This is a genomic window from Rhodococcus koreensis, assembly GCF_900105905.1.
Taxonomy (GTDB): Bacteria; Actinomycetota; Actinomycetes; order Mycobacteriales; family Mycobacteriaceae; genus Rhodococcus_F; species Rhodococcus_F koreensis.
Window position 1 is genome coordinate 8,852,471 of sequence record NZ_FNSV01000005.1, and the last position, 19,130, is coordinate 8,871,600.

20 protein-coding genes are annotated in these 19,130 nt (G+C 66.3%); 12 read left to right on the forward strand and 8 right to left on the reverse strand.

The features are described from left to right. Positions 1-4: 4 nt before the first annotated feature. Together BLV94_RS45025 and BLV94_RS45030 are read right to left on the reverse strand one after the other, a co-directional pair. Positions 5-217, reverse strand: a complete 213-nt coding sequence (locus tag BLV94_RS45025; protein ID WP_072943314.1) for a TOBE domain-containing protein — start codon at positions 215-217, stop codon at positions 5-7. Positions 218-294: 77 nt separating this feature from the next. Continuing rightward, positions 295-777 carry a hypothetical protein gene (locus BLV94_RS45030; protein WP_072943316.1) on the reverse strand — a complete coding sequence of 161 codons (483 nt, stop codon included), beginning with the start codon at positions 775-777 and terminating at the stop codon, positions 295-297. Between the two features lie 188 nt (positions 778-965). Here BLV94_RS45030 and BLV94_RS45035 point away from each other — a divergent pair, with 188 nt between their 5' ends. The 5 genes from BLV94_RS45035 to BLV94_RS45055 all read left to right on the forward strand — a co-directional run bounded on the left by BLV94_RS45035 (position 966) and on the right by BLV94_RS45055 (position 8,287). Next, positions 966-2,372 (forward strand): sensor domain-containing diguanylate cyclase, encoded by a 1,407-nt coding sequence (locus BLV94_RS45035; protein ID WP_072943356.1) that lies wholly within the window; start codon positions 966-968, stop codon positions 2,370-2,372. Positions 2,373-2,622: 250 nt separating this feature from the next. Next, positions 2,623-5,703 carry a serine/threonine-protein kinase gene (locus tag BLV94_RS45040; protein ID WP_072943358.1) on the forward strand — a complete coding sequence of 1,027 codons (3,081 nt, stop codon included), beginning with the start codon at positions 2,623-2,625 and terminating at the stop codon, positions 5,701-5,703. A 134-nt stretch (positions 5,704-5,837) separates the two neighbouring features. Then, the gene (locus BLV94_RS45045; protein ID WP_072943318.1) at positions 5,838-6,227 is read left to right on the forward strand and encodes a hypothetical protein; all 390 of its coding nucleotides are present in this window, start codon (positions 5,838-5,840) and stop codon (positions 6,225-6,227) included. Between the two features lie 170 nt (positions 6,228-6,397). Next, positions 6,398-6,892 carry a hypothetical protein gene (locus tag BLV94_RS45050; protein ID WP_072943320.1) on the forward strand — a complete coding sequence of 165 codons (495 nt, stop codon included), beginning with the start codon at positions 6,398-6,400 and terminating at the stop codon, positions 6,890-6,892. 132 nt (positions 6,893-7,024) lie between these two features. Then, positions 7,025-8,287: a protein kinase gene (locus BLV94_RS45055; protein ID WP_072943322.1), complete on the forward strand. Its 1,263-nt coding sequence runs from the start codon at positions 7,025-7,027 to the stop codon at positions 8,285-8,287. Positions 8,288-8,329: 42 nt separating this feature from the next. Here BLV94_RS45055 and BLV94_RS45060 read toward each other — a convergent pair whose 3' ends face one another. Further along, positions 8,330-8,971: a poly-gamma-glutamate hydrolase family protein gene (locus tag BLV94_RS45060; RefSeq protein ID WP_244163813.1), complete on the reverse strand. Its 642-nt coding sequence runs from the start codon at positions 8,969-8,971 to the stop codon at positions 8,330-8,332. Positions 8,972-8,974: 3 nt separating this feature from the next. On the opposite strand from BLV94_RS45060, the gene BLV94_RS51285 reads away from it, so the two are divergent. The 3 genes from BLV94_RS51285 to BLV94_RS45070 all read left to right on the forward strand — a co-directional run bounded on the left by BLV94_RS51285 (position 8,975) and on the right by BLV94_RS45070 (position 10,771). Next, positions 8,975-9,253, forward strand: coding sequence for a hypothetical protein (locus BLV94_RS51285; RefSeq protein ID WP_244163814.1), 279 nt, complete (start codon positions 8,975-8,977; stop codon positions 9,251-9,253). A gap of 91 nt (positions 9,254-9,344) precedes the next feature. Next, a complete protein-coding gene (locus tag BLV94_RS45065; protein ID WP_072943323.1) occupies positions 9,345-9,710 on the forward strand; it encodes a DsrE family protein in 366 nt (121 codons plus the stop codon). Positions 9,711-9,805: 95 nt separating this feature from the next. After that, positions 9,806-10,771: a nucleoside hydrolase gene (locus tag BLV94_RS45070; protein ID WP_072943325.1), complete on the forward strand. Its 966-nt coding sequence runs from the start codon at positions 9,806-9,808 to the stop codon at positions 10,769-10,771. 218 nt (positions 10,772-10,989) lie between these two features. Here the strand turns inward: BLV94_RS45070 and BLV94_RS45075 are convergent, their stop codons facing one another. The 3 genes from BLV94_RS45075 to BLV94_RS45085 form a co-directional block, all read right to left on the reverse strand. Continuing rightward, on the reverse strand, positions 10,990-11,712 hold the full coding sequence (locus BLV94_RS45075) for a DUF3105 domain-containing protein (protein ID WP_072943326.1): 723 nt from the start codon (positions 11,710-11,712) through the stop codon (positions 10,990-10,992). A gap of 104 nt (positions 11,713-11,816) precedes the next feature. Further along, complete coding sequence (locus BLV94_RS51290) at positions 11,817-12,146, reverse strand: FCD domain-containing protein (RefSeq protein ID WP_072943328.1); 330 nt, start codon at positions 12,144-12,146, stop codon at positions 11,817-11,819. A 170-nt stretch (positions 12,147-12,316) separates the two neighbouring features. Further along, entirely contained in the window at positions 12,317-13,507 is a 1,191-nt protein-coding gene (locus tag BLV94_RS45085; protein WP_072943362.1) for an adenine nucleotide alpha hydrolase family protein, read from the reverse strand. Positions 13,508-14,342: 835 nt separating this feature from the next. Between BLV94_RS45085 and BLV94_RS45090 the strand changes: the two genes are divergently transcribed. Further along, positions 14,343-15,113, forward strand: a complete 771-nt coding sequence (locus tag BLV94_RS45090) for an alpha/beta fold hydrolase (RefSeq protein WP_244163815.1) — start codon at positions 14,343-14,345, stop codon at positions 15,111-15,113. 130 nt (positions 15,114-15,243) lie between these two features. Continuing rightward, a complete protein-coding gene (locus BLV94_RS45095) occupies positions 15,244-16,434 on the forward strand; it encodes an adenine nucleotide alpha hydrolase family protein (RefSeq protein ID WP_072943331.1) in 1,191 nt (396 codons plus the stop codon). A gap of 24 nt (positions 16,435-16,458) precedes the next feature. Here the strand turns inward: BLV94_RS45095 and BLV94_RS49045 are convergent, their stop codons facing one another. Further along, positions 16,459-16,638: a hypothetical protein gene (locus BLV94_RS49045; RefSeq protein WP_143051475.1), complete on the reverse strand. Its 180-nt coding sequence runs from the start codon at positions 16,636-16,638 to the stop codon at positions 16,459-16,461. A gap of 52 nt (positions 16,639-16,690) precedes the next feature. Then, complete coding sequence (locus tag BLV94_RS45100; RefSeq protein ID WP_095864325.1) at positions 16,691-17,314, reverse strand: GntR family transcriptional regulator; 624 nt, start codon at positions 17,312-17,314, stop codon at positions 16,691-16,693. A gap of 222 nt (positions 17,315-17,536) precedes the next feature. On the opposite strand from BLV94_RS45100, the gene BLV94_RS45105 reads away from it, so the two are divergent. Next, on the forward strand, positions 17,537-18,397 hold the full coding sequence (locus tag BLV94_RS45105; RefSeq protein ID WP_083395872.1) for an ABC transporter permease subunit: 861 nt from the start codon (positions 17,537-17,539) through the stop codon (positions 18,395-18,397). Then, entirely contained in the window at positions 18,397-19,128 is a 732-nt protein-coding gene (locus BLV94_RS45110; RefSeq protein WP_072943333.1) for an ABC transporter ATP-binding protein, read from the forward strand. Before BLV94_RS45105 ends, BLV94_RS45110 begins: the two co-directional genes overlap by 1 nt. Positions 19,129-19,130: the final 2 nt, after the last annotated feature.

Here is a 19,130-nt window from a genome sequence, read left to right on the forward strand (position 1 = left end):
TCCATCACTCGACGCCGAGCATCACCTCGGTGGACTTCACGAGCACCGTCGCAGCCACGCCGGCCTGCAGACCGAGTTCCTCGACCGCCTCCTTCGTGATGGACGCGGTGACGATCTGCTCGCCTCCGTCGAGACGCACCTTCACTGTCGCCATCACACTGCCGAGGGTGACCTCGGTGATCGTTCCGGTGAGCTGGTTCCGGGTGGACAAACGCATCGTGAACCTCCGTCTCGCGGCCTGTGGTTCCGACGCTAGCCGCAACCACTCCGGAATAGGTGAGGTTGGACCTCGAGTCAGTCGGAGGTGACGGTCGACGGACTCGGTTCCAGGAGCGCAGTCAGACAGGTGGGCCCCAGGCCGATCTCCGGCCACCCCGCCGAGATCATGATGTCGTGTGGGCGCGTACACGTGCCGAGCCAGTAGTTCGGCTCCGTGCGGTAGGCGGGTACTCCACCCCACTTCCGGGGTGAGCCGGACCGTGGCAGATAGGGGTCGGCAACGCCGACGACAGACCCCAACTGCAGCAGCACCGACAGATACGACCATTGGGTGTCGGGATCCGCCGGATCGGACAGCACCCGTGTCTCGTGGTGTGCGCGCTCGGCGGTCCGCCCCGTGGCGGTCAACGCGAGACGGACGTGGATTCCCGACGAGAACGCGACAATTCCGAGGAGGTCGAGGGTGTGGTGAGTTCCGGACGCGAGAATGGTGGGACCGTGCACTGCGGTCCCACTGGCTGTCGGCGGCGCGAATGCCGGCCAACGCGCTCTGCGCATGCCCACGATGGTGCCCCTACATCGAGGCGGAATCAACGTCCCACGCCCGCGGGCGTGGGACGGGACTCAAGACGGCAGGCGCGGCAGAATGGCGTGAGGACGCGCGAGGCGTCACTTCCGGGAACGCTTATCGTGGATGGAGGTCGAGGCGGGTGGAGGACGGAAGGTTCGCAGCGGAGGGAGTGTCCATGGAGTCGCTGCCGGATTCGCGGATGCTGCTCGCGGTCCTCGAATACAGTCCGGCGTTGGTGTTCGTGTCCGAATTCGTGTCCGGTCGGATCGTGTACGTCAATCCCGCGGGTGTCGGCGTCCTCGGATTCGGTGATGCCGTGCATGCGTACTCGAGGACGACGGCGGAACTGTTCACCGACGTCGGCCTCGTGCAGGCGCGTGACGTGGAGTCGGCTCTGGCCGACCGGGGAGAGTGGACCGGGTTGACCGAGTTTCGCCATTTCGTCACGGGCGAGCCGATCCCGATGCTGATTTCGACGTTCGTGCTCGAATACACGGAGACCGGGCCGGCGGTGATCGGGTCGATTGCCCAGGATCGCCGCGGCGCCGAACACGACGAGCAACGCCTGCAGCGCGCATTGGGGGAGTCCGCGTACCGGGCCCGGGAGCAGCAGGCGATCGCCGACCTGAGCCAACTCGCCGTCGGCGGAGACCTCGATGAACTCCTCACGGCGGCGGCTGGGGCGGCGGCCGCGCTGATGGGTGTGCACTGTTCGTCGATCGCACGGGTGGCCGACGACGGCGAACTCACGGTGCTCGCCTACCGCGGTCCCGAGCCCGGTCCGAAGACGTTCTCGCCGGGGCCGGGATCGCAGCCCGGGTACGCCGCTGCAAATGGGTCGGTGATCGTGTGCACCGATCGGGTCCACGAATCCCGGTTCTCCACGGCGGGGATGAGCGGGCGCGGGCTGCAGAGCGGGGTGTGCGTTCCGTTCGGCTCCGAAGAGGTGTGGGGTGTGTTGACGGCGCACAGTCGTCGTCCCCGTGACTACACCGAGCGTGACCTGACCTTTTTGCGTTCGGTGACAGCCGTGCTCTCCGCGGCGATCCGCCGTATCGAGGCCGAGGCCGCGCTGGTGCACCAGAGCTTGCACGACCCGCTGACGGGATTGCCGAACCGCACATTGGCTCGCCGCCGGCTCGGCGAGGCCCTGGACGCGGCGCCGCACGGTGGCCCGCGCGTGGCGCTGCTGCTGGTGGATCTCGACGACTTCAAGACCGTCAACGACAGCCTCGGTCACGCGGTTGGCGACGACGCGCTGATCGTGCTCGCCAGGCATCTGCGGTCGGCGGTGCGCCCGGGCGATACCGTTGCCCGCCTCGGCGGCGACGAATTCGTGGTCGTCTGTGAGCACGTCGCGGGCGCGGCGGAGGCGGTCGCGATTGCCGCCCGGATCGCCGGTAGCTTCGCCGACCTGAACCGGGCGCGGTCACTCGAGTGGCCGATCAGTGCCAGTATCGGTGTTGCACTGTCCGATCCCGAGTGCACCCGTGAAGAGCTCGTTCGGCGGGCGGACTCGGCGATGTATCGTGCAAAGGCAGCGGGAGCGGGCGGTTACGCGCTCTACGACGGCACCTTCTAGCGCAGCAGCAGGCCCCCGATCGGTGCGGTGTTGCCGACGCGACACGAAATCGTGGCCACCGCTAGGCACCCTGGGGTGGGGAAATTGTCATCTTGACGCGCTTCGCGACGCGTCGAATACTTGCTGGACACGGCGGTTCCCGTCGGCATTCGACGAGAGAATTCCGCGTTTCGCCCTTGAGAGAGAAAGATATTCGCGTCTTCGACGCTGAACGCGCCGACGCGGATGTCGGATGGAACTGAGGCGCTCGATGGCAGTTTTCGACCCAGACGCGACCCAGGCGGCGTCGATCCGCGCAGTCGGCCACGGGATCGTGGCGGAGTTGGACGCTGCCGGTTTCGCGGGTGCCGAGGAGGTCGGCCGGGGCGGGTTCGGTGTCGTGTACCGCTGTCTGCAGCGTTCGCTCGGTCGAATCGTCGCAATCAAGGTCCTGACGTCGGACCTGGACTCCGAGAACCGCGAGCGGTTCCTGCGGGAGGGCTACGCGATGGGCGGGCTCTCCGGCCACCCGAACATCGTCAACATTCTGCAGGTCGGCGTGACCGAGACCGGTCGCCCGTACATTGTCATGCATTACCACCCCCGCGACTCGCTGGCGGTGCAGATACGCAGAGAAGGTCCGCTGCCCTGGCCGGAGGCGATCAGCATCGGAGTGAAGCTGGCGGGCGCACTGGAGACGGCGCACCGGACCGGCACCCTCCATCGGGACATCAAACCCGCGAACATCCTGCTCACCGACTACGGCGAGCCGCAGTTGACCGATTTCGGCATTGCGCACATCGCCGGCGGCTACGAAACCGCCACCGGCGGGTTCACCGGATCACTGGCGTTCACCGCACCGGAAGTCCTCAACGGCGAATCGCCGACCGCACGTTCGGACGTCTACGGTCTGGGCGCGACGATCTTTTCGCTGATCGCGGGGCGGGCGGCGTTCGAGCGGAAGACCGGCGAGGAACTCGTCGCGCAGTTCGTGAGGATCAGCACCCTGACGGTGCCGGACCTGCGCGCTCAAGGCATCCCGGACGGTGTGTGCGCCGTCATCGAGAGGGCGATGGCGTCGAATCCGTTCGCTCGGCCGGCGTCCGCCGAAGAGTTCGGACACGAACTCCAAGCCGCGCAGCGACACATCGGGTTGCGTTCGGACGCGATGGCGCTGGCACCCCTGGAACCCGCCCAGCCGGCCGAGTCGCATCCGTCGGCGGCGGATGCCGGTGGCTACCGTCAGATCCGGTTCGAGGATTCGGACGGTCAGCGCCCAGTCTTCGCACCGACCGAGCAGATCCAGCCGGAGTCGCACCCCTCGGGCCCGTTCTGGCCACCGACGGGTCCGTCGCCCTGGCCGCCGACGGGTCCGTCGCCCTGGCCACCGACGGGTCCGTCGCCCTGGCCGCCACCGGGAGTGCCGGGGAGCAGTCGGCAGGCCCGCACCCGGCGGCGCCGCATCCTGACCGTGCTCGCGCTGGTGGTGGCGCTGGTGCTGGCCGGTGGTGGTTACCTCGTGTTCAGGGAGGCAACCGGACCCGGCGCCGCGGGACCGACCGCCCAGCAAGCGGGTGAGCCCCCGGCCGTCGACCCGACCGCGGCGTGGCGACCGGTCGCCGACGCCCGGGTCGCCCGTCAGCAGACGGCGACGACAGTCGCGGACGGCACCATGTGGGTCTTCGGAGGGTTGGACGACAACGGTGTGTCCGCCCGGCAGGAAGGCTACGACCCGGCCATCGACACCTGGAAGGCCGGCCCCGATCTCCCCGTCCCGCTCAATCATGCGATGGCCGTCACCTACAACGACGAGCCCGTACTCATCGGCGGATGGCAAGCGAAAGGCCAGAACCTGACAGCCGTCGCCTCCGCTCGGGTGATGGCCATGCGCGACGGGCGATGGGTCGATCTGCCCCCGCTGAACGTGCCGCGGGCGGCCGGTGCCGCGGCCGTGGTGGGCGACAAGATCGTGGTCGCCGGGGGACAGGCGGACGGTGGCCTGGTGGCTACGACAGAAGTGTTCGACGGAACGAAGTGGACGACGGTCCCGAACATCCCGACGCCACGGGAGCATCTGGCAGGCGTCTCGGACGGGAAGTACTTCTACGCGATCGGCGGGCGCGATCTGGCGTCGGATCAGAACACCGCCGCGGTCGAACGTTTCGATCCGGCTGCGGGAACGTGGGCGACGCTGCCCGGCATGCCCACCCCCCGCGGCGGGCTCGGAGCGGCGTTCATCGACGGCCGCATCGTCGCAGTCGGCGGTGAAGAACCAACCCGGGTGCTCTCCACGGTCGAGGCCTACGACGTGATCGCAGGGACGTGGTCGCAATTGCCTGCTCTGCGCACGCCGCGGCACGGGATGGCGGTCGGCGCGGTCGGCAACACGGTGTACGCGGTCGGCGGCGGCATCAAGCCCACGCACGCCGAATCGACAGCTGTTTCCGAGGCGCTGCAGATCGCGCCACGCAAGACGCAATGGGCACCGGCGTGGCGTCCGCTGAGGGACGCGCCGATCGCCCGCCAGCAGACCGCGACTGCCGTCGCGGACGGGACGATCTGGGTGGTCGGCGGACTCGACAATGTGGGGTCGACCCCGAAGGTCGAGGGCAACGACCCGGCCATCGACACCTGGAAGGCCGGTCCCGACCTTCCGGTCCCGCTCAATCATGCGATGGCCGTCGAATACGGCGGCGAGTTGGTGGTCCTCGGAGGCTGGGTGCCGGAAGGGCCGAACCTTACCGGTACGACGTCGGACCGGGTGCTCGCGCTGCGGGACGGCAACTGGGTGGACCTGCCCCCGCTGAACGTGCCGCGGGCGGCCGGTGCCGCGGCCGTGGTGGGCAACGAGATCGTCGTCGCCGGGGGTCAGGCGGAGGGCGAACTGGTGGCGTCGACAGAGGTGTTCGACGGAACGAAGTGGACGACCGTCGAGGACATTCCGACGTCACGGGAGCATCTGGCCGGGGTGTCGGACGGGAAGTACTTCTACGCGATCGGTGGCCGCGATCTGGCGTCGGATCAGAACACGGCCGCGGTCGAACGCTTCGATCCGGTTGCGGGGACGTGGGCGACGCTGCCCGGCATGCCCACCCCTCGTGGCGGGCTCGGGGCGGCGTTCATCGACGGCCGCATCGTCGCAGTCGGCGGTGAACAGCCGACCCGGGTGCTGTCGACGGTCGAGGCCTACGACGTCGCTTCGGCGACCTGGTCGGCGTTGCCGCCCATGCCCACCGGAGCTCACGGGATGTCCGTCGCGACGGTCGGGCACACCGTCTACGCGATCGGCGGTGCACTCCGGCCCACGCATGCCGAGTCCACCGCGACTGCGCAGGCACTCGATTTCTGGTGACAGCGACGGGTTGTCGTCCGGCAATTGCGCACTCTGAATGTCTTCTGTCCGTGTCGTTGTGCGCAGTAGAGGGGGGCTAGACTTGTGGTCGGGAGGACGAATATTCACACGAGATACGGGCCGGGAGGTTCGTGATGAAGGTGACGGCGACGGCCACCCGTCGCGGCGGATCGTGGGTGGTGGAGGTTCCGGGAGTCGAAGGCGTGCTCACCCAGGCTCGGCGGCTCGATCAGGTGTCCGCCATCGTGGCGGAGGCCGTCCATCTGGTCCGGGGTGTTCGGGCCGAGGACGTCGAGGTGGAACTCGACTACGAAATCGGAGATTCCGCGGCGCTCATGGAGGCCCGCGCCGCCCACTGGCAGGTCGAGTCTGCCGCCCACGCGCAGGAATGCGCAGCGCGGGCTTCGCGGGCCGCGGTGGCGCATCTGCGCCGATCGGGTCTCTCGGTGCGTGACATCGGTGTCATCCTCGACCTGAGCCCGCAACGAGTCTCTCAACTCGACCGTGCCGGCATTCATGCCTGATGGCGGTACGTGCGAAAACTGCACCGATCAATCGCGGATGCCGCAGCAGAGCCGGTGATCCGGCAACTTCCGATCCGGCAACTTCCGATCCGGCGACACTCGTGCGGCCCCTAGGATGCAGGGGGGAGCCCTTCGCGCTGAACGGCTCGGGGCAAGGAGGGGGAATTCAGATGCGTGGAGCAGGAAAGCTTCTCGCCGGAGTCGGCATTGCAACGGTGATCGCAGCGGCCGGGCAGGGCATTGCTGTCGCAGCGCCCGAGGATACGACGGAACGTGTGACGACCCTGCAGGTCCCACCGATCGGGATGAGCCCGGTTCTCGCCGCCTACTTCACCGTCGACGCAGTCACGGGTCGGGTACCCGGAGTCGTGCGGTTTCGCACCGTGAGCGAGTGTTACGTCCTGAATCCCATCAGTGCGGACACGTGCATACCCGGACCGGGTAACGCCATGCGGGCGAATGCTGTGCGGGTGCACTGGCTGAACGTGAACACCGGGGCGACCGGCGCGGCCACGATCCCCATCGGAACCGCCGGGTCGACCGATTCGCCTCGCCCCGAGATCGACGTGGCCACCGGCAGCGGGCGAATCGTCGTCGGCACGATGGCCCCGGCCGAGTATCCACAGGCGTTGCTTCCGGGCTTCGGCACCTTCGACGTGCCCTGATCGTCTCCACCGCGAACCGCCGGGCGCCACCGCCTAGAATCTCGGTGGAGGCGGGCGCGCCTCTCCGATGTGTCGCCCGTCCCCGGTGCACAGTCCCGCAGACGCGGCAATTTCGATCGGCGGAGAGTGGCAATGCAAAGTGGAGCGTTATTCGGCAGATACCGGCTGGACCGGTCGCTGTCGGTGGACGAGAACGGCGAGGTGTGGGCGGCATTCGACACCGTCACCGCTCGGCACGTCGCGGTGCGGGCGTTGCCTCGGGACGCGAGCGAGGACGACGAATATTGTGATCGGTTCGTCCGTGAAGCAGGCATCGCGGCGCACATCCGGAACCCGCACGTGGTTGCGATCCACGACTTCGGGCAGATCGGAAACCGGCTCTACCTCGCGACTCCGCTCATCGGCGGAACGAACCTGCGGACAATCCTTCAGTCGGGCGGACCGATGGAGGCATCTCGCGCGGTCGGAGTCGTCCAGCAATTGGCCGCGGCGCTGGAGGCCGTGCACGCCGCGGGGCTGGTCGAGCGGGGAGTGGCGTCGGCGAACGTCGTCGTGCTGGACGGGGGACTGGTTCAGCTCACGGACGTCGGGCTCCCCACGGCTCCCGGCGCCGTGGCGGGAGTCCCCGGTCTGAGCACCGTCTTGTACGAGTGCCTGACCGGCGGGCAGTTCGCGTCGAACGGCCGGGAGTTGCCGTCGTCGAAGTTCTCGACGCTTCCCGTCGGCATGCAGGCTGTGATCGCACGCGGAACGGCAGCCGATCCCGCGCGGCGCTATCGGTCGCCGAGCGACCTGGCCGCGGCCGCCGCTCGCGCCGCGGCGACAGGTCCGCAGCCTGCCGCCGATCCCACTCCCGCGATCCCTCCGAACGACCGCAACCGCCGCCTCCTGCTCGCAGGGCTTGCGCTCGCCGCGATCATTGCCGTCGCGATCGTCGGGGGTGTGATCATCGGGTCGCAATCGGCATCACCCGACGTCGTGGTGCCCGTGCCAGCGTCCAGCGCGGCCGGGCCGACACCCGCCCCATCACCGACCGCCAGGGCGAACCCGACGGCGGCCGAGCAGGTGCCACCGGCCGCGGAGGCTCCGGTTCAGGACGAGGTCCCGCCGGCAGCAACTCCGGCGCCGCAATCACCGCAGGTGCTGCCGGCACCCGTGCCCGCACCGGCACCCGCGCCCGCGCCCGCACCCCAGGTGCTGCCCTGCTACCCCGGCTACGAGCACACACCGCCTCCGGACGGACCGTGTCTCCCGCCCGGCTCGCCACCGGTACCGGCACCCGTGCCCGCACCAGCACCCGTGCCCGCACCAGCGCCACCTCAGGTGCTGCCGTGCTATCCGGGCTACGAGCACACGCCGCCTCCGGACGGGCCGTGCTGGGCGCCCGGTGGGTGAGTCGCACCGGCGACGATTGGTATCGGCGACCAGATGAGGTGATCACCGACCGGCGTCCGCGGCGATCCAGGATTCGCAGACCCCTGTGACAGCGGCAGCGATGGCTTCTCCGTACAGCGTCCGCGCGGGTCGGGACTGTTCGATCTGAATTCCGCCCGCAGCGTCGACGGTGAGGCGGTTGACCAGGTTGGACGCGGAACTACCGCTGTAGCGTTCGCCGGGATCGGCTACGCGAACACGGACTCCGGTTCCGTCGAGTGCCTTCGCGACTGCGTTGAGGACATCCGATTTGAGGCGTGCGGGTGCACGGCCCCCGATGAGGACGTCGTGTCCTCGGTAGCCGTGGAACGACACCGCCCACTGGAATCGTCGTGCACCCAGGGAGCGTAGAAGCGGGAAGCTGCGCACACTGAGATCGCCCGACGAAATGTGCCATGCCCGGTATGCGTTGCCTGCCGGTCGCCACCCTTTGCACGTCCACAGCGTCGAATCGCGCGATCCGAGCGACGCGTAAACCTGCTCGGCCTGCCGATCCGTGCGGCTTTCGATGGCGCCGCCGTGCGGTGCGAGGACCACGAGGCGGTGGTGGTGCCCGTCGTCGTCGAGTCGCTCGACGAATTCACCCTCGACTTCGGCCTCTGCCTCGGAGATGGTGGGATCGATACACCGGAGGTCGAGGACCACCGCGTGTCCGGGCTCGGCGCCGATCCGACGGCATCCACCATCAGTTACCTGAACGGCGTCGATCCCGTGTGCATCTGCCTCCGGTATCAGTGTGAACAGTGCGGTCGTTCCCTGGTGACTCACCCGTGTCTGCTGACGGGGCTCGGCTCCGATCCGGGCCAGCAGGCGCGGGTGAATCCCGACATGCTCGGCGACGTTTGCGCTGGTGGAGCGACTCCGGCGGACTTCGAGGCGAACGGTGACCTTACTGTCGCCATTCCGCCGCATCGAAATCTGCTGTAACGGATGCTCTTCGAACACCTCCTCAGGTTAGACGCGATACTGTCCCCTCGGGCCCTTGTCGGCAGTTATCATGCGGCGAAGACTCGGATCCATGACTAATAAAGCAGTGGTCAGTCTCACCACCGGTCTCGAGGACGCCGAGAAGGTGACGGTTGCGTTTCTGGTCGCGGTCGGCGCGGCAGAACAACAGCGCCAGACGCTGATGTTTCTCACGAAGGAAGCGGTACGGCTCGCGCTCGACGGCACGATCCAGGGCGTCGCCTGCGAGGGTTGCCCGCCGCTTCCTGATCTGGCTGCACGATTCGAGAGCGCGGGCGGCACGTACATGGTGTGTCCGATCTGCTTCGAGGCCAAGCACCTCGACAAGGACGCGCTGGTATCCAATGCCGAACTCGCCGGGACGGTTCCGATGTGGAAGTTGATCGGTGACGAGGGGGCGGTCACGTTCAGTTACTGAAACGGCACGGGTGCGAGCGCTGCTGACTCGGTTAGACTGCGCACGAGTGCATTCGAGTCCGATTGGATGGCGGATCGCGGGGACAGGACGGGGCAGTGGTCGTTCGCTACGTACTCGTCGACACCGACACCGGCGTCGACGATGCCCTTGCCCTGCTTACCATTGCGCACGACCCCTGCGCCGAGATCGTCGGTGTAGGAAGCGTGTTCGGCAACTGCACCGAAACACAGGCTGCGTCGAATGCCCTCACCGTCCTGTCTGTTGTCGGCCTTCGCGACGTTCCGGTGTGTATCGGACTGCCGCGTCCCGGGCCACCGCCCGCAACTCCGTCCGCACACGGTGTCGACGGACTCGGCGACCGCGGCCATCGGCCACCGCCGGGCATCGGTCCGGCGTCCGGTTCCGCCGTCGAGCAACTTTTCCGCGCCGCGGAAGACCGGCCCGGATCGGTGGACCTGCTCTGCCTGGGACCGCTTGCGAACATCGCCGCCGCCGTCACACGCGACCCACAGATCCTGACGCGGTTCCGGTCCGTCACCATCATGGGCGGAATGGGATCCGCCTCGCGGAGAAGTGCCGAGGCCGCATTGCAACCACAGTTCCTCGGCAAAGGCGACACGAACACCAACCACGATCCGGCCGCGACCGCGACCGTCGCGGCGGCGCCGGGGCCGATCACGTGGGTGGGAACGAATGTCACCGGCCGACTTCGACTGACCTGGGCCGACCTGGTCGCTCGCTCCGCATCGGGGAAGGTCGCGGCCTTCGTCCGCGACATCACCGAGGACTACCACCGGTACTGCACCAGCACCTACCGCGCAGAGCACCCGATCTACACCTCACACGATTCCGTCGCAGCCGCCGTGATGCTCGACCCGACGGTCGTGCTGTCCGCCACCGACGCCCAACCCCGGGTGCACCGGGTGGATGGGCGGTCGAGTGTCTGGGGCGTCACTCCGGCGCGGGGGCCGGTGCACCGTTTCGTGACCGACGTCGATTACCGCTTGATCAGAGACCGGATCGCCGCCACGCTCGACGCAGACATTTCCCGAAGCGACTGACGGTGCGCGCGCCGTGGCGGACACCGCCGCTCATACGGTGGCATCGAGCAGATGCAGTTCATCCGCAACGATCAGATCGACCTCGTCACTGGTCAGACCGGACAACAGATGTGCCGACAACATCGCTCTCACCTCCTCATTGTGCTTCTACCAATGAGTCGAATGAGCAAGCGCGATATCGACACCGTCGCCGAAATTCTCGGCAGGAATTTCCGGCGCTAGTTGCCGTCCACCGGAACTGCATCCGTGCCCGGTGCGGAGGGATCGAACGGCGGCGGATCGGCGGGGTCGAATCCGCCGCGCACCGTCGAGCAGGTCGCTCCGGGCTCCGGGTACGTGTTCGGGTTCTGTCGCAGAGCTGTGAGGAAGTCGGCGATCCGCTGGTCGTGGACGTCGTCGAGTCGGAGTTGGTGACCCCACGACTGCAGCGACACTGCCGAACCGAGACCCGGGTACGGCGACATCAGGGTGTACGGTTCGCCCTCGACGTACGCCGCCAGTGCGGTGATGTCGTCGGCGCTCAGACGATCCGGGTCGTAGGTCACCCACACGGCCCCGTGCTCGAGGGAATGCACGGCGTTCTCGGTGCGGATCGCATCGGGATAGACAATTCCGGTGCAGCTAGCCCAGTACTGATCGTGTGCACCACCGAACGGCGGACTCTGGTCGTAGGCCACCCGTTGCGGTGCCTGCACATGATCGGCGGGCCCATAGTCGACCGTGACGATCCCCTTGATTGCCAGTGACGGGTCGGGATTGTCCGCGCTGGGTGCGAAGTCGTGGGCTTCGCCGGCGTCGTCGGATCCGGCGGTCAGCACGTACGCACCGACGGCGACAACCCCCACCACCGCCACCGTGGCGGCCACCAGCCAGGGCAGTCGCCGCCGCGGGCCGCCCGGCTTCGGGTGGGATTGCGGGCTCTCGCTGCGGTCGTTCGTCATTGCCGATCCTTCGTCTCACCGGGCGCCCAGACCGCGCGTCCCATCTGCGAAGGATGGTAGTGGACGGGTGCGGTGGGTCCGGGTCGCACGGCGGTGCGGGTGATCTACCGCCGCGCCATTGCTGCGATGCGGAGATCGCGGGTGCGCGCCTGGTGCGCGATCATCAGGATTCGCGCCTTCTCGGCATCGCCGGCCTGCACCGCGGTCAGGATCTCGCGGTGTTCCGATTCGATCTGCTGCAGATTGGACGAGGCCTCTGATTGTGTGCCGCGCTCCGAAGCGCGCGCGAATTCGTAGTCGAAGATGCGCAGCATGTCCCGGCCGTTCTGGGCCAGGAACCGGATGCCCTCGCTGGTGGCGAACGTGTAGACGATCACCAGCGGGACCACGGCGAGGTGCGGAAGGGCACGCAGCATCTGCAGGGTGTGGTCCACCAATCCCTACGACCGGACCCGTTCTCGCTATCCTGCTGTACGCCACGAAAGGCCGGAGCGGGGTATCGGCGGAACTCGGCACAGCCCCGCCCACCACGGGCTCGGGATGCCGCTCTTCTTGCTCGGGTATTCACGACAGCGCTGTCATGCTTCTTCGCGCACGGTCAATGCTACGCAGAGTGCGAGGATCGATCAGCGCGAATTGTCCGGAGACGCTGAACCAGGAGGCCGATCAAGACGCGCGGCACGCGCGGCGCAACTTCCAAGAGCAACCACCGGTACTCGAGAATTCGCTGCTCGCGGGGAGTGCGGTCGAGAATGCGTTGCAGAGCGGCTTCCAGCTCGGCGTCGCGGATTCCCCGGGCGCGCATCGCGTCGAGGTTCTCCTTCGCGAAGGGGAAAGCCCCCGACGTGACGTGCATGCGGTTCATTCTCTCGATCGGGATCGTATGGGGAAGCGTCTCACACCGTTCCAGCCCTCCGGCGATGTACAGGTTGATCATTGTGCGGATGCACTTTTCGCACTTCCCGCAGTTGTAGTCGCCGTCCCAGTTCAAATTGCACACGCGCAGGTGGCGCATCGCCAGATCGCTGTCCTTGATGGCCTCGGCCTTGTCGATCCGGTGGGCCTCCGTACCGTCCTGAACGATCTCGAGGTTTCCGCTCGACCACAGCGGATCGAGATCCGGATGACTCCCGTGCGGGGTCATGTTGCCCGTGTCGTAGGACCCGGACGCGGCCACAATCACCTTGCGTAGGTGGGGTGAGAGAAGGAGCGCCACATGTGCGAGCGCAGCGCCATGTGCGGTGCTACCCCAGTTGTTTCCGTGTCTCGTGTGGAGAAACTGGAGGTCGGTACGAATCTCGATCAGCTCTACTCCCATCTCGGCAGCAACTTCGCGCGCACCTGCCGATATTCGCTCGTATGGTTTCGGGCGACGAGGATCGATGTCGAATCCGTGCACCAGGATGAGATGCGTGATCTCGGCTCGATTCTCCAGAACGGAGTAGAACGCGTCGAGACCGCCACTGAAGAAGCATCCGACGCCGCCGCCCTCACGATCGCTTGTTGAAATGACGGGCGCGACGACGCTCGGGGTGTGGAGTTGCGGGTACCACGAGTGCAGTAGGTCACGTGCCTGTTCGGCACCGGACAGCGCGGCAGGATCGACGGGGGCGTCGAGCTCCAAGTCCTGCTCGGTCGTCATCGCCACCACGACTCCCGGGGGCAGCCAGGGCGTTCCGCTCCGGTCCAGGGAAACGTTGGCCGATGTCTGCACGGTGAAGTGCTTGCCATCGATGGAGAACACCGATTTGATGACGTTCACCCCGACGAGGTCGATGGATGCTTGGACTGCCATGCCTTGATCCCTCTCTTCACGGTGATGATGCCAGGCACGCGCGTCCCCGGTCATCACACCACCGAATCCCGATTCCACCATCTTCCGTCGAAGTGTGCCGTACTGGCACGATCTTCCCGAACGTGACCCACAAAGTAACGCCCACAGATGTGTTCAGGCAGATCAAGATCCGGCGCGGATCTGACGGTCGCCGCATACGGTACGGCCTATGTCGGCCACTGGGTCAACGGGTTGGCAATTACAGCAATGGTTTTGAGTGGCGATGTCGCTGCGGACATAGTGACCTCGATACACCCAGGTGACAGCCAGATCGGCGCCGGTGGTGGCCTCGAACACCGAGGGTGTCGGGGACCTGGGCGACGGTGCGTTCGCAAACCAACCCCGCGCTCGCGCAGTTGCGCGTCGAGGGTGGTCAGGTGGGCGCAGCGCATCGACCTGACGTTCTGAGTCCAATTCCAAAGGGGTAGTTCGACAGTCCAGTTCGTGAGGAGGCCCGGTAACCGACCTCAGGTATTGGAGATCCATGGATTCCCGTACCCGACCCGTCCGTCTGTCATCACTGCCGATGGGGATGGCGAGTCGATTTTCGGTGCTGGGTATGGTGAATCAGTTCGAATCAGTAACTGTGCCAACTTCCGAGAGACCACCGAGCAGGAAAATAGGCGCGTAGCGGTGTATTTCGAGGCGTGACACGTCGCCGCCGCACAGCGCCCGACCGAAGGGCCGCTCCACCATGCCTGTTGAAAGTAAGTCCAGCTTTGTTCTCATCGCCGATCGTCGGTTGCATTACTGCACTGCCGGAGATGGGTCGGTGTCGGTGTTCTTCGAGGCTGGGATGGGAAAGAGTCGATCGACCTGGTCGCTTGTTCAACCACTGGTTGCCGAGTTTGCACACACCATCGTGTATGACCGCGCTGGGCACGGACTCAGCGACCCCGACGAGACCGGACGCGATTTCGATCGGATACTCGACGACCATCTGGCCGTCCTCGACGCCACCGTCGACCGCCCCTGCGTCGTTGTGGGACACAGCTACGGCGGCCCGGTGGTACGCGTGGCGGCGAACCGTCGACCGGACACGATCAAGGCCGTCGCTCTGGTCGACGAAGTGTCGGAGATCTGCAAACCCGAGCGGATGATGGCAGCCATGCGGGGTGCTTCGGTGCTGTACGGTTCGCAGGTGATTCTGGCGCGGTTGAAACTTCTTCGCCCGCTGCTGGGGAAGTCCTACTACCGCTTCTTGCAGGGTGCGGCGCTGAAGGAAGCGGTCGACGAGGGATCGACGATGAACTCCGTCCGCGCTGCGCGGGCCGAGTGGCGAGCCTTCCGCGAAAGTTTCACTGCGCTTCACGACAGTGGCCCCCACATACCCGACGTCTCGCTCACCACGATCTCGTCGAACAGGATCCCACCCGAGAAGGATCGCGATCGCGATTTCCTCGGCATCGCGCACCGCCGAACCGCGGAACTCTCCCCGTCCGGACGGCACGTCTATTCGGTGAACCGTCATCACTACATTCCGCTGGTCGAACCCCATCTCGTCGCGCAGGAGATTCGGGACTTGGTCAGGCAGGTAGGCGCCGCTGCGGGGCCCGGTGCTCAGTGACGCAGGCTTCCTTCGTTCCCGGTCCCACTCCGATGGTTGCTCGGCCGACGACGACACGGTGCGGTAACTTGCGAGAGTCACACAGAGCTGAACGAGGAACTCGAATGAATACCTATATTGAGGTGCGGCAATGGAACTGAAGGCTTCGGTGTCGGTTGACGACACGTACCGCTCGACTGCGGAGCTGGTGATCGATGGCGAATCGTTCACCGTGTGGACCGAGTCCGACGTGGCTGTCGATGTCACCGGTACCCCGTGGCTGCCCACGCTTCGTGTGACAGCGATGCGAAAAGGGTTGCAGCTCGCAATCACCCCGGCCGTCGACAATACCGCGTTGGAGGGCAGCCTGGCCGCCCAGGACGTGCTGCTCGACTGGTTCCCCGAGATGCTTCAGCGCACCTCCACGCAGGCCGAGACCGCGGCACCCAGCCCGCTGGAACAGGACCGTCGAGGGGTCGGGTGCTTCTTCTCCGGTGGCGTGGACTCCTTCTACACCGCACTGAAGCATCTCGATGAGATCACGCACTTGATCATCATCCACGGACTGGATATCAGTCTCGACAACCACGTGCTGTGGGAGGAGGCGGTCGATCGGGCCCGGACGATGGCGACCGAACTCGGAAAGGAGCTGATCGAGGTCCGATCCAATGTTCGCCTGCTCCACGCCAAGCACGGACCGCACTGGCAGAGCCAGGCACACGGCGCCTTCCTCGCCCACGTTTCGCTACTATTGTCCCCTCACCTGCGCAAGGTCTACATTCCGGCGTCCGACGACGAATCGCGGCTTGCCCCGCTCGGGACGCATCCCGACCTCGACCCGCTGTGGTCGAGCAGTGATGTCGAGATCGTGCACGACGGCATCGAAGCGGACCGTGTTGCCAAACTGGCCCGCATCAAGGAGTCCGCGGTCGCCATGAATCACCTGCGGGTGTGCTGGTGGAATCTGGCGAGCAAATACAACTGCGGCCGATGCGAGAAGTGCCTGCGGACGATGATCGGACTCCACATCGTGGGTGCATCCGGACAGTGCACGAGCCTGCCCCGGGAGATCCCGTCGAGGGCGGTCCGCCGCATGTACTTGAACGCTGCCGGGGAGGGCGGTGAGCTGTTCGCTCGCGAGAACCTCGAGCGGCTGGCGGAGCTCGGCGAAGCCGATACCGAACTCGTCCGTTCCCTGAGCTATGCGGTCAACCGCAACAAGTTTCAGGAATTCCTCGTGACCGCCCGTTTCTATGTCATCGACGTGGGCTTCGGGCTGGTGCGATACCAGGCACGAAAACTCTTCGGCAGCAACCGGCCGGCCAAGACGACGGCTTTATGAGTCCGACGATCGCGGGCTGAGCCGTCATGTGGCGGTGCTGTGATGGCGGCATTTCGTAGCCAGGAGCATCATCTCGGTGACGTGCTCGTCGATGACGACCGTGTCGAACGGATCGGCCACGGGGCCACACGGCCCAGCTGGCCCGAGCGGCGTCCCCAGCACCGCCACGGCGGCCACCAGCCAGGGCAGACGCCGCCGCGGCACGCCCGGCTTCGGTCGGGATTGCGGGGTCCGGTCGCACGGCGGTGCGGGTGATCTACCGCCGCGCCATTGCTGCGATCCGGAGATCGCGGGTGCGCGCCTGGTGCGCGATCATCAGGATTCGCGCCTTCTCGGCATCGCCGGCCTGCACCGCGGTCAGGATCTCGCGGTGTTCCGATTCGATCTGCTGCAGATTGGACGAGGCCTGCGCTTCCTCGGCGTCGTAGACCCGCAACTGGGCGTCCAGCCGGTCCATCAGTTGCGTGATGGTCTGATTGTGTGCCGCGCTCCGAAGCGCGCCGTGCCATTCGTTGTGAAGCGCCAGGCTCGTCGAGGGGTCGGGTGATTCGATCGCCTGCTCGAACAGTCGGGTCAACCGTGCAAGGTCCAATTCGGTGTGACGGGTCGCGGCGGAGTAGGCGATCGCGGACTCGAGTGCGATCCGTGCCTCGCAGATCTCGAGAACCTCTTCGGCGGTGCGTTCACGTACGCGGTATCCGCGCGGTGCCTGAACAACCAGCCCCTCGTATTCGAGCCGTTGCAGCGCTTCCCGCACCGGTGTGCGGGACAGTCCCAGCTCCGCGCCGATCGTCGCCGGTATCAGCATCGTCCCGGGCCGATCGGCGCCACCCGTTATCCGCTCACGTAGCTGCTTGTACACCGATGATTCTCTCTCCACCGAGTTCCCCTGTCCGGGCACGAACGCCGTGCCGTGAAGCAAGCCTTACCAGAGGCGGACAACCGAAGTAAAGAGTTTGAATCCATGTGTATACAGATGCAGACAACGTTGTGCAGATGTTCGTAGGCTCCTCGGCGTCAGCACAAGGAGAAGCCATGAATATCCACTCAGCGCGAGTTCGTATCCGAAAATCAGCACAACCCGGATCAGGTGTCGCCGGGAATGTCTGAGACACAACTTGCTGCACCGCGAGCCGCCCGGGCCGAGCCGACGGAGGATCCCCGCCGGCCGCGACGTTCCGTTCCTCGCTACCGACTTCAACCGTTGTCGTTGCTGCAGTGGGTGGTGCCCGTCCTCGTGATTCTCGGCTGGCAATGGGCGTCCTCGACCGGGGCGATCTCACCCTCGATCCTGCCTCCACCCAGCAAGGTCCTGGCCACTGCAGACCAATTGTGGGCCGCGGGAGAGCTGCAGCGGCACCTGACGGTCAGCCTGCGGCGGATCCTGATCGGGTTCGCCCTCGGAGCATCGATCGGACTCGCGCTCGGCTTCGTCGTCGGACTGTCGAAGATCGCCGAGGGGTTGGTGGACCGCACCCTGCAGATGCTGCGTGCCCTTCCGCACCTCGCCCTGGTCCCGCTGCTGATCGCGGCGTTCGGCATCGGTGAACTCCCGAAGGTCGTGCTCGTGACCTTGGGTGTGATCTTTCCCGTGTACCTCAACACCGTCGCGGGAATTCGCACCGTCGATCCGAAACTCGTTCAGCTGGGCGAGTCCTACGGACTGGGCCGGGGCGCTCGCATACGGGACATCATCATTCCCGGGGCCATGCCGATGATTCTCACGGGCATCCGGTATGCGCTGGGAGTCGCCTGGCTGACGCTGGTGATCGCCGAGACGATCGCCACCAGCGAGGGCATCGGGTTCCTGGCCCAGAACGGCCGGGACATGCTGCGCAACGACCGGATCGTTCTCGCGATCCTGCTGTACGCAGTCGCAGGACTACTCGCCGACCAGATCACCAGGCTGATCGAAGCCCGGGTTCTGCGGTGGAATCCCCACTACCAGGGAGGGAATCGCTGATGCCGCCCACCGACCTCGTCGGCCTCGAATTGTCCGGAATCGGCCACCGCTACCGGGACAAGACCGTTCTCCACGATATCGACCTGAGTGTCGCGCCCGGCGAGTTCGTCTCGTTCCTCGGACCCAGCGGGGTCGGCAAGTCCACGCTTCTGCGCATCATCGCCGGCCTCGAACAACCGACGCGCGGCGCGGTCGAATCCACCGGCGACAGGTCGGGCGGCCCGATGTCGCGGATGATGTTCCAGGAGGATCGACTGCTGCCGTGGCGGAATGTCCTGGACAACGTGCAGCTCGGAACCCGGCACCAACGCGAACGCGCAGTGGAGCTGCTGAACGAAGTAGGTTTGTCCGGGCGTGAGACCGACTGGCCGTCAGAACTTTCGGGCGGACAACGTCAACGGGTGGCGCTCGCCCGAGCGTTGCTGCACCGGCCTCACGTCCTCCTCCTCGACGAGCCCTTCGGCGCTCTGGACGCGATCACTCGCGTGGCCATGCAGCAACTCCTCGAACGCGTCCTGGCCGAGCAACCGAGAACGGTCCTGCTCGTGACCCACGATGTGGAGGAGGCACTTGTGCTGTCCGACCGTGTGCTCCTCCTGACCGAACAGGGCATCACCCGCGATCTGCGGATCGGGCAGGCCAGGCCACGGCACCGTGGAGACGCCCAACTCGCCGCCTGGAAGGAGGAGTTGCTCGACGGACTCCTCCAGGCAGACAACGCACTCGCCTGATC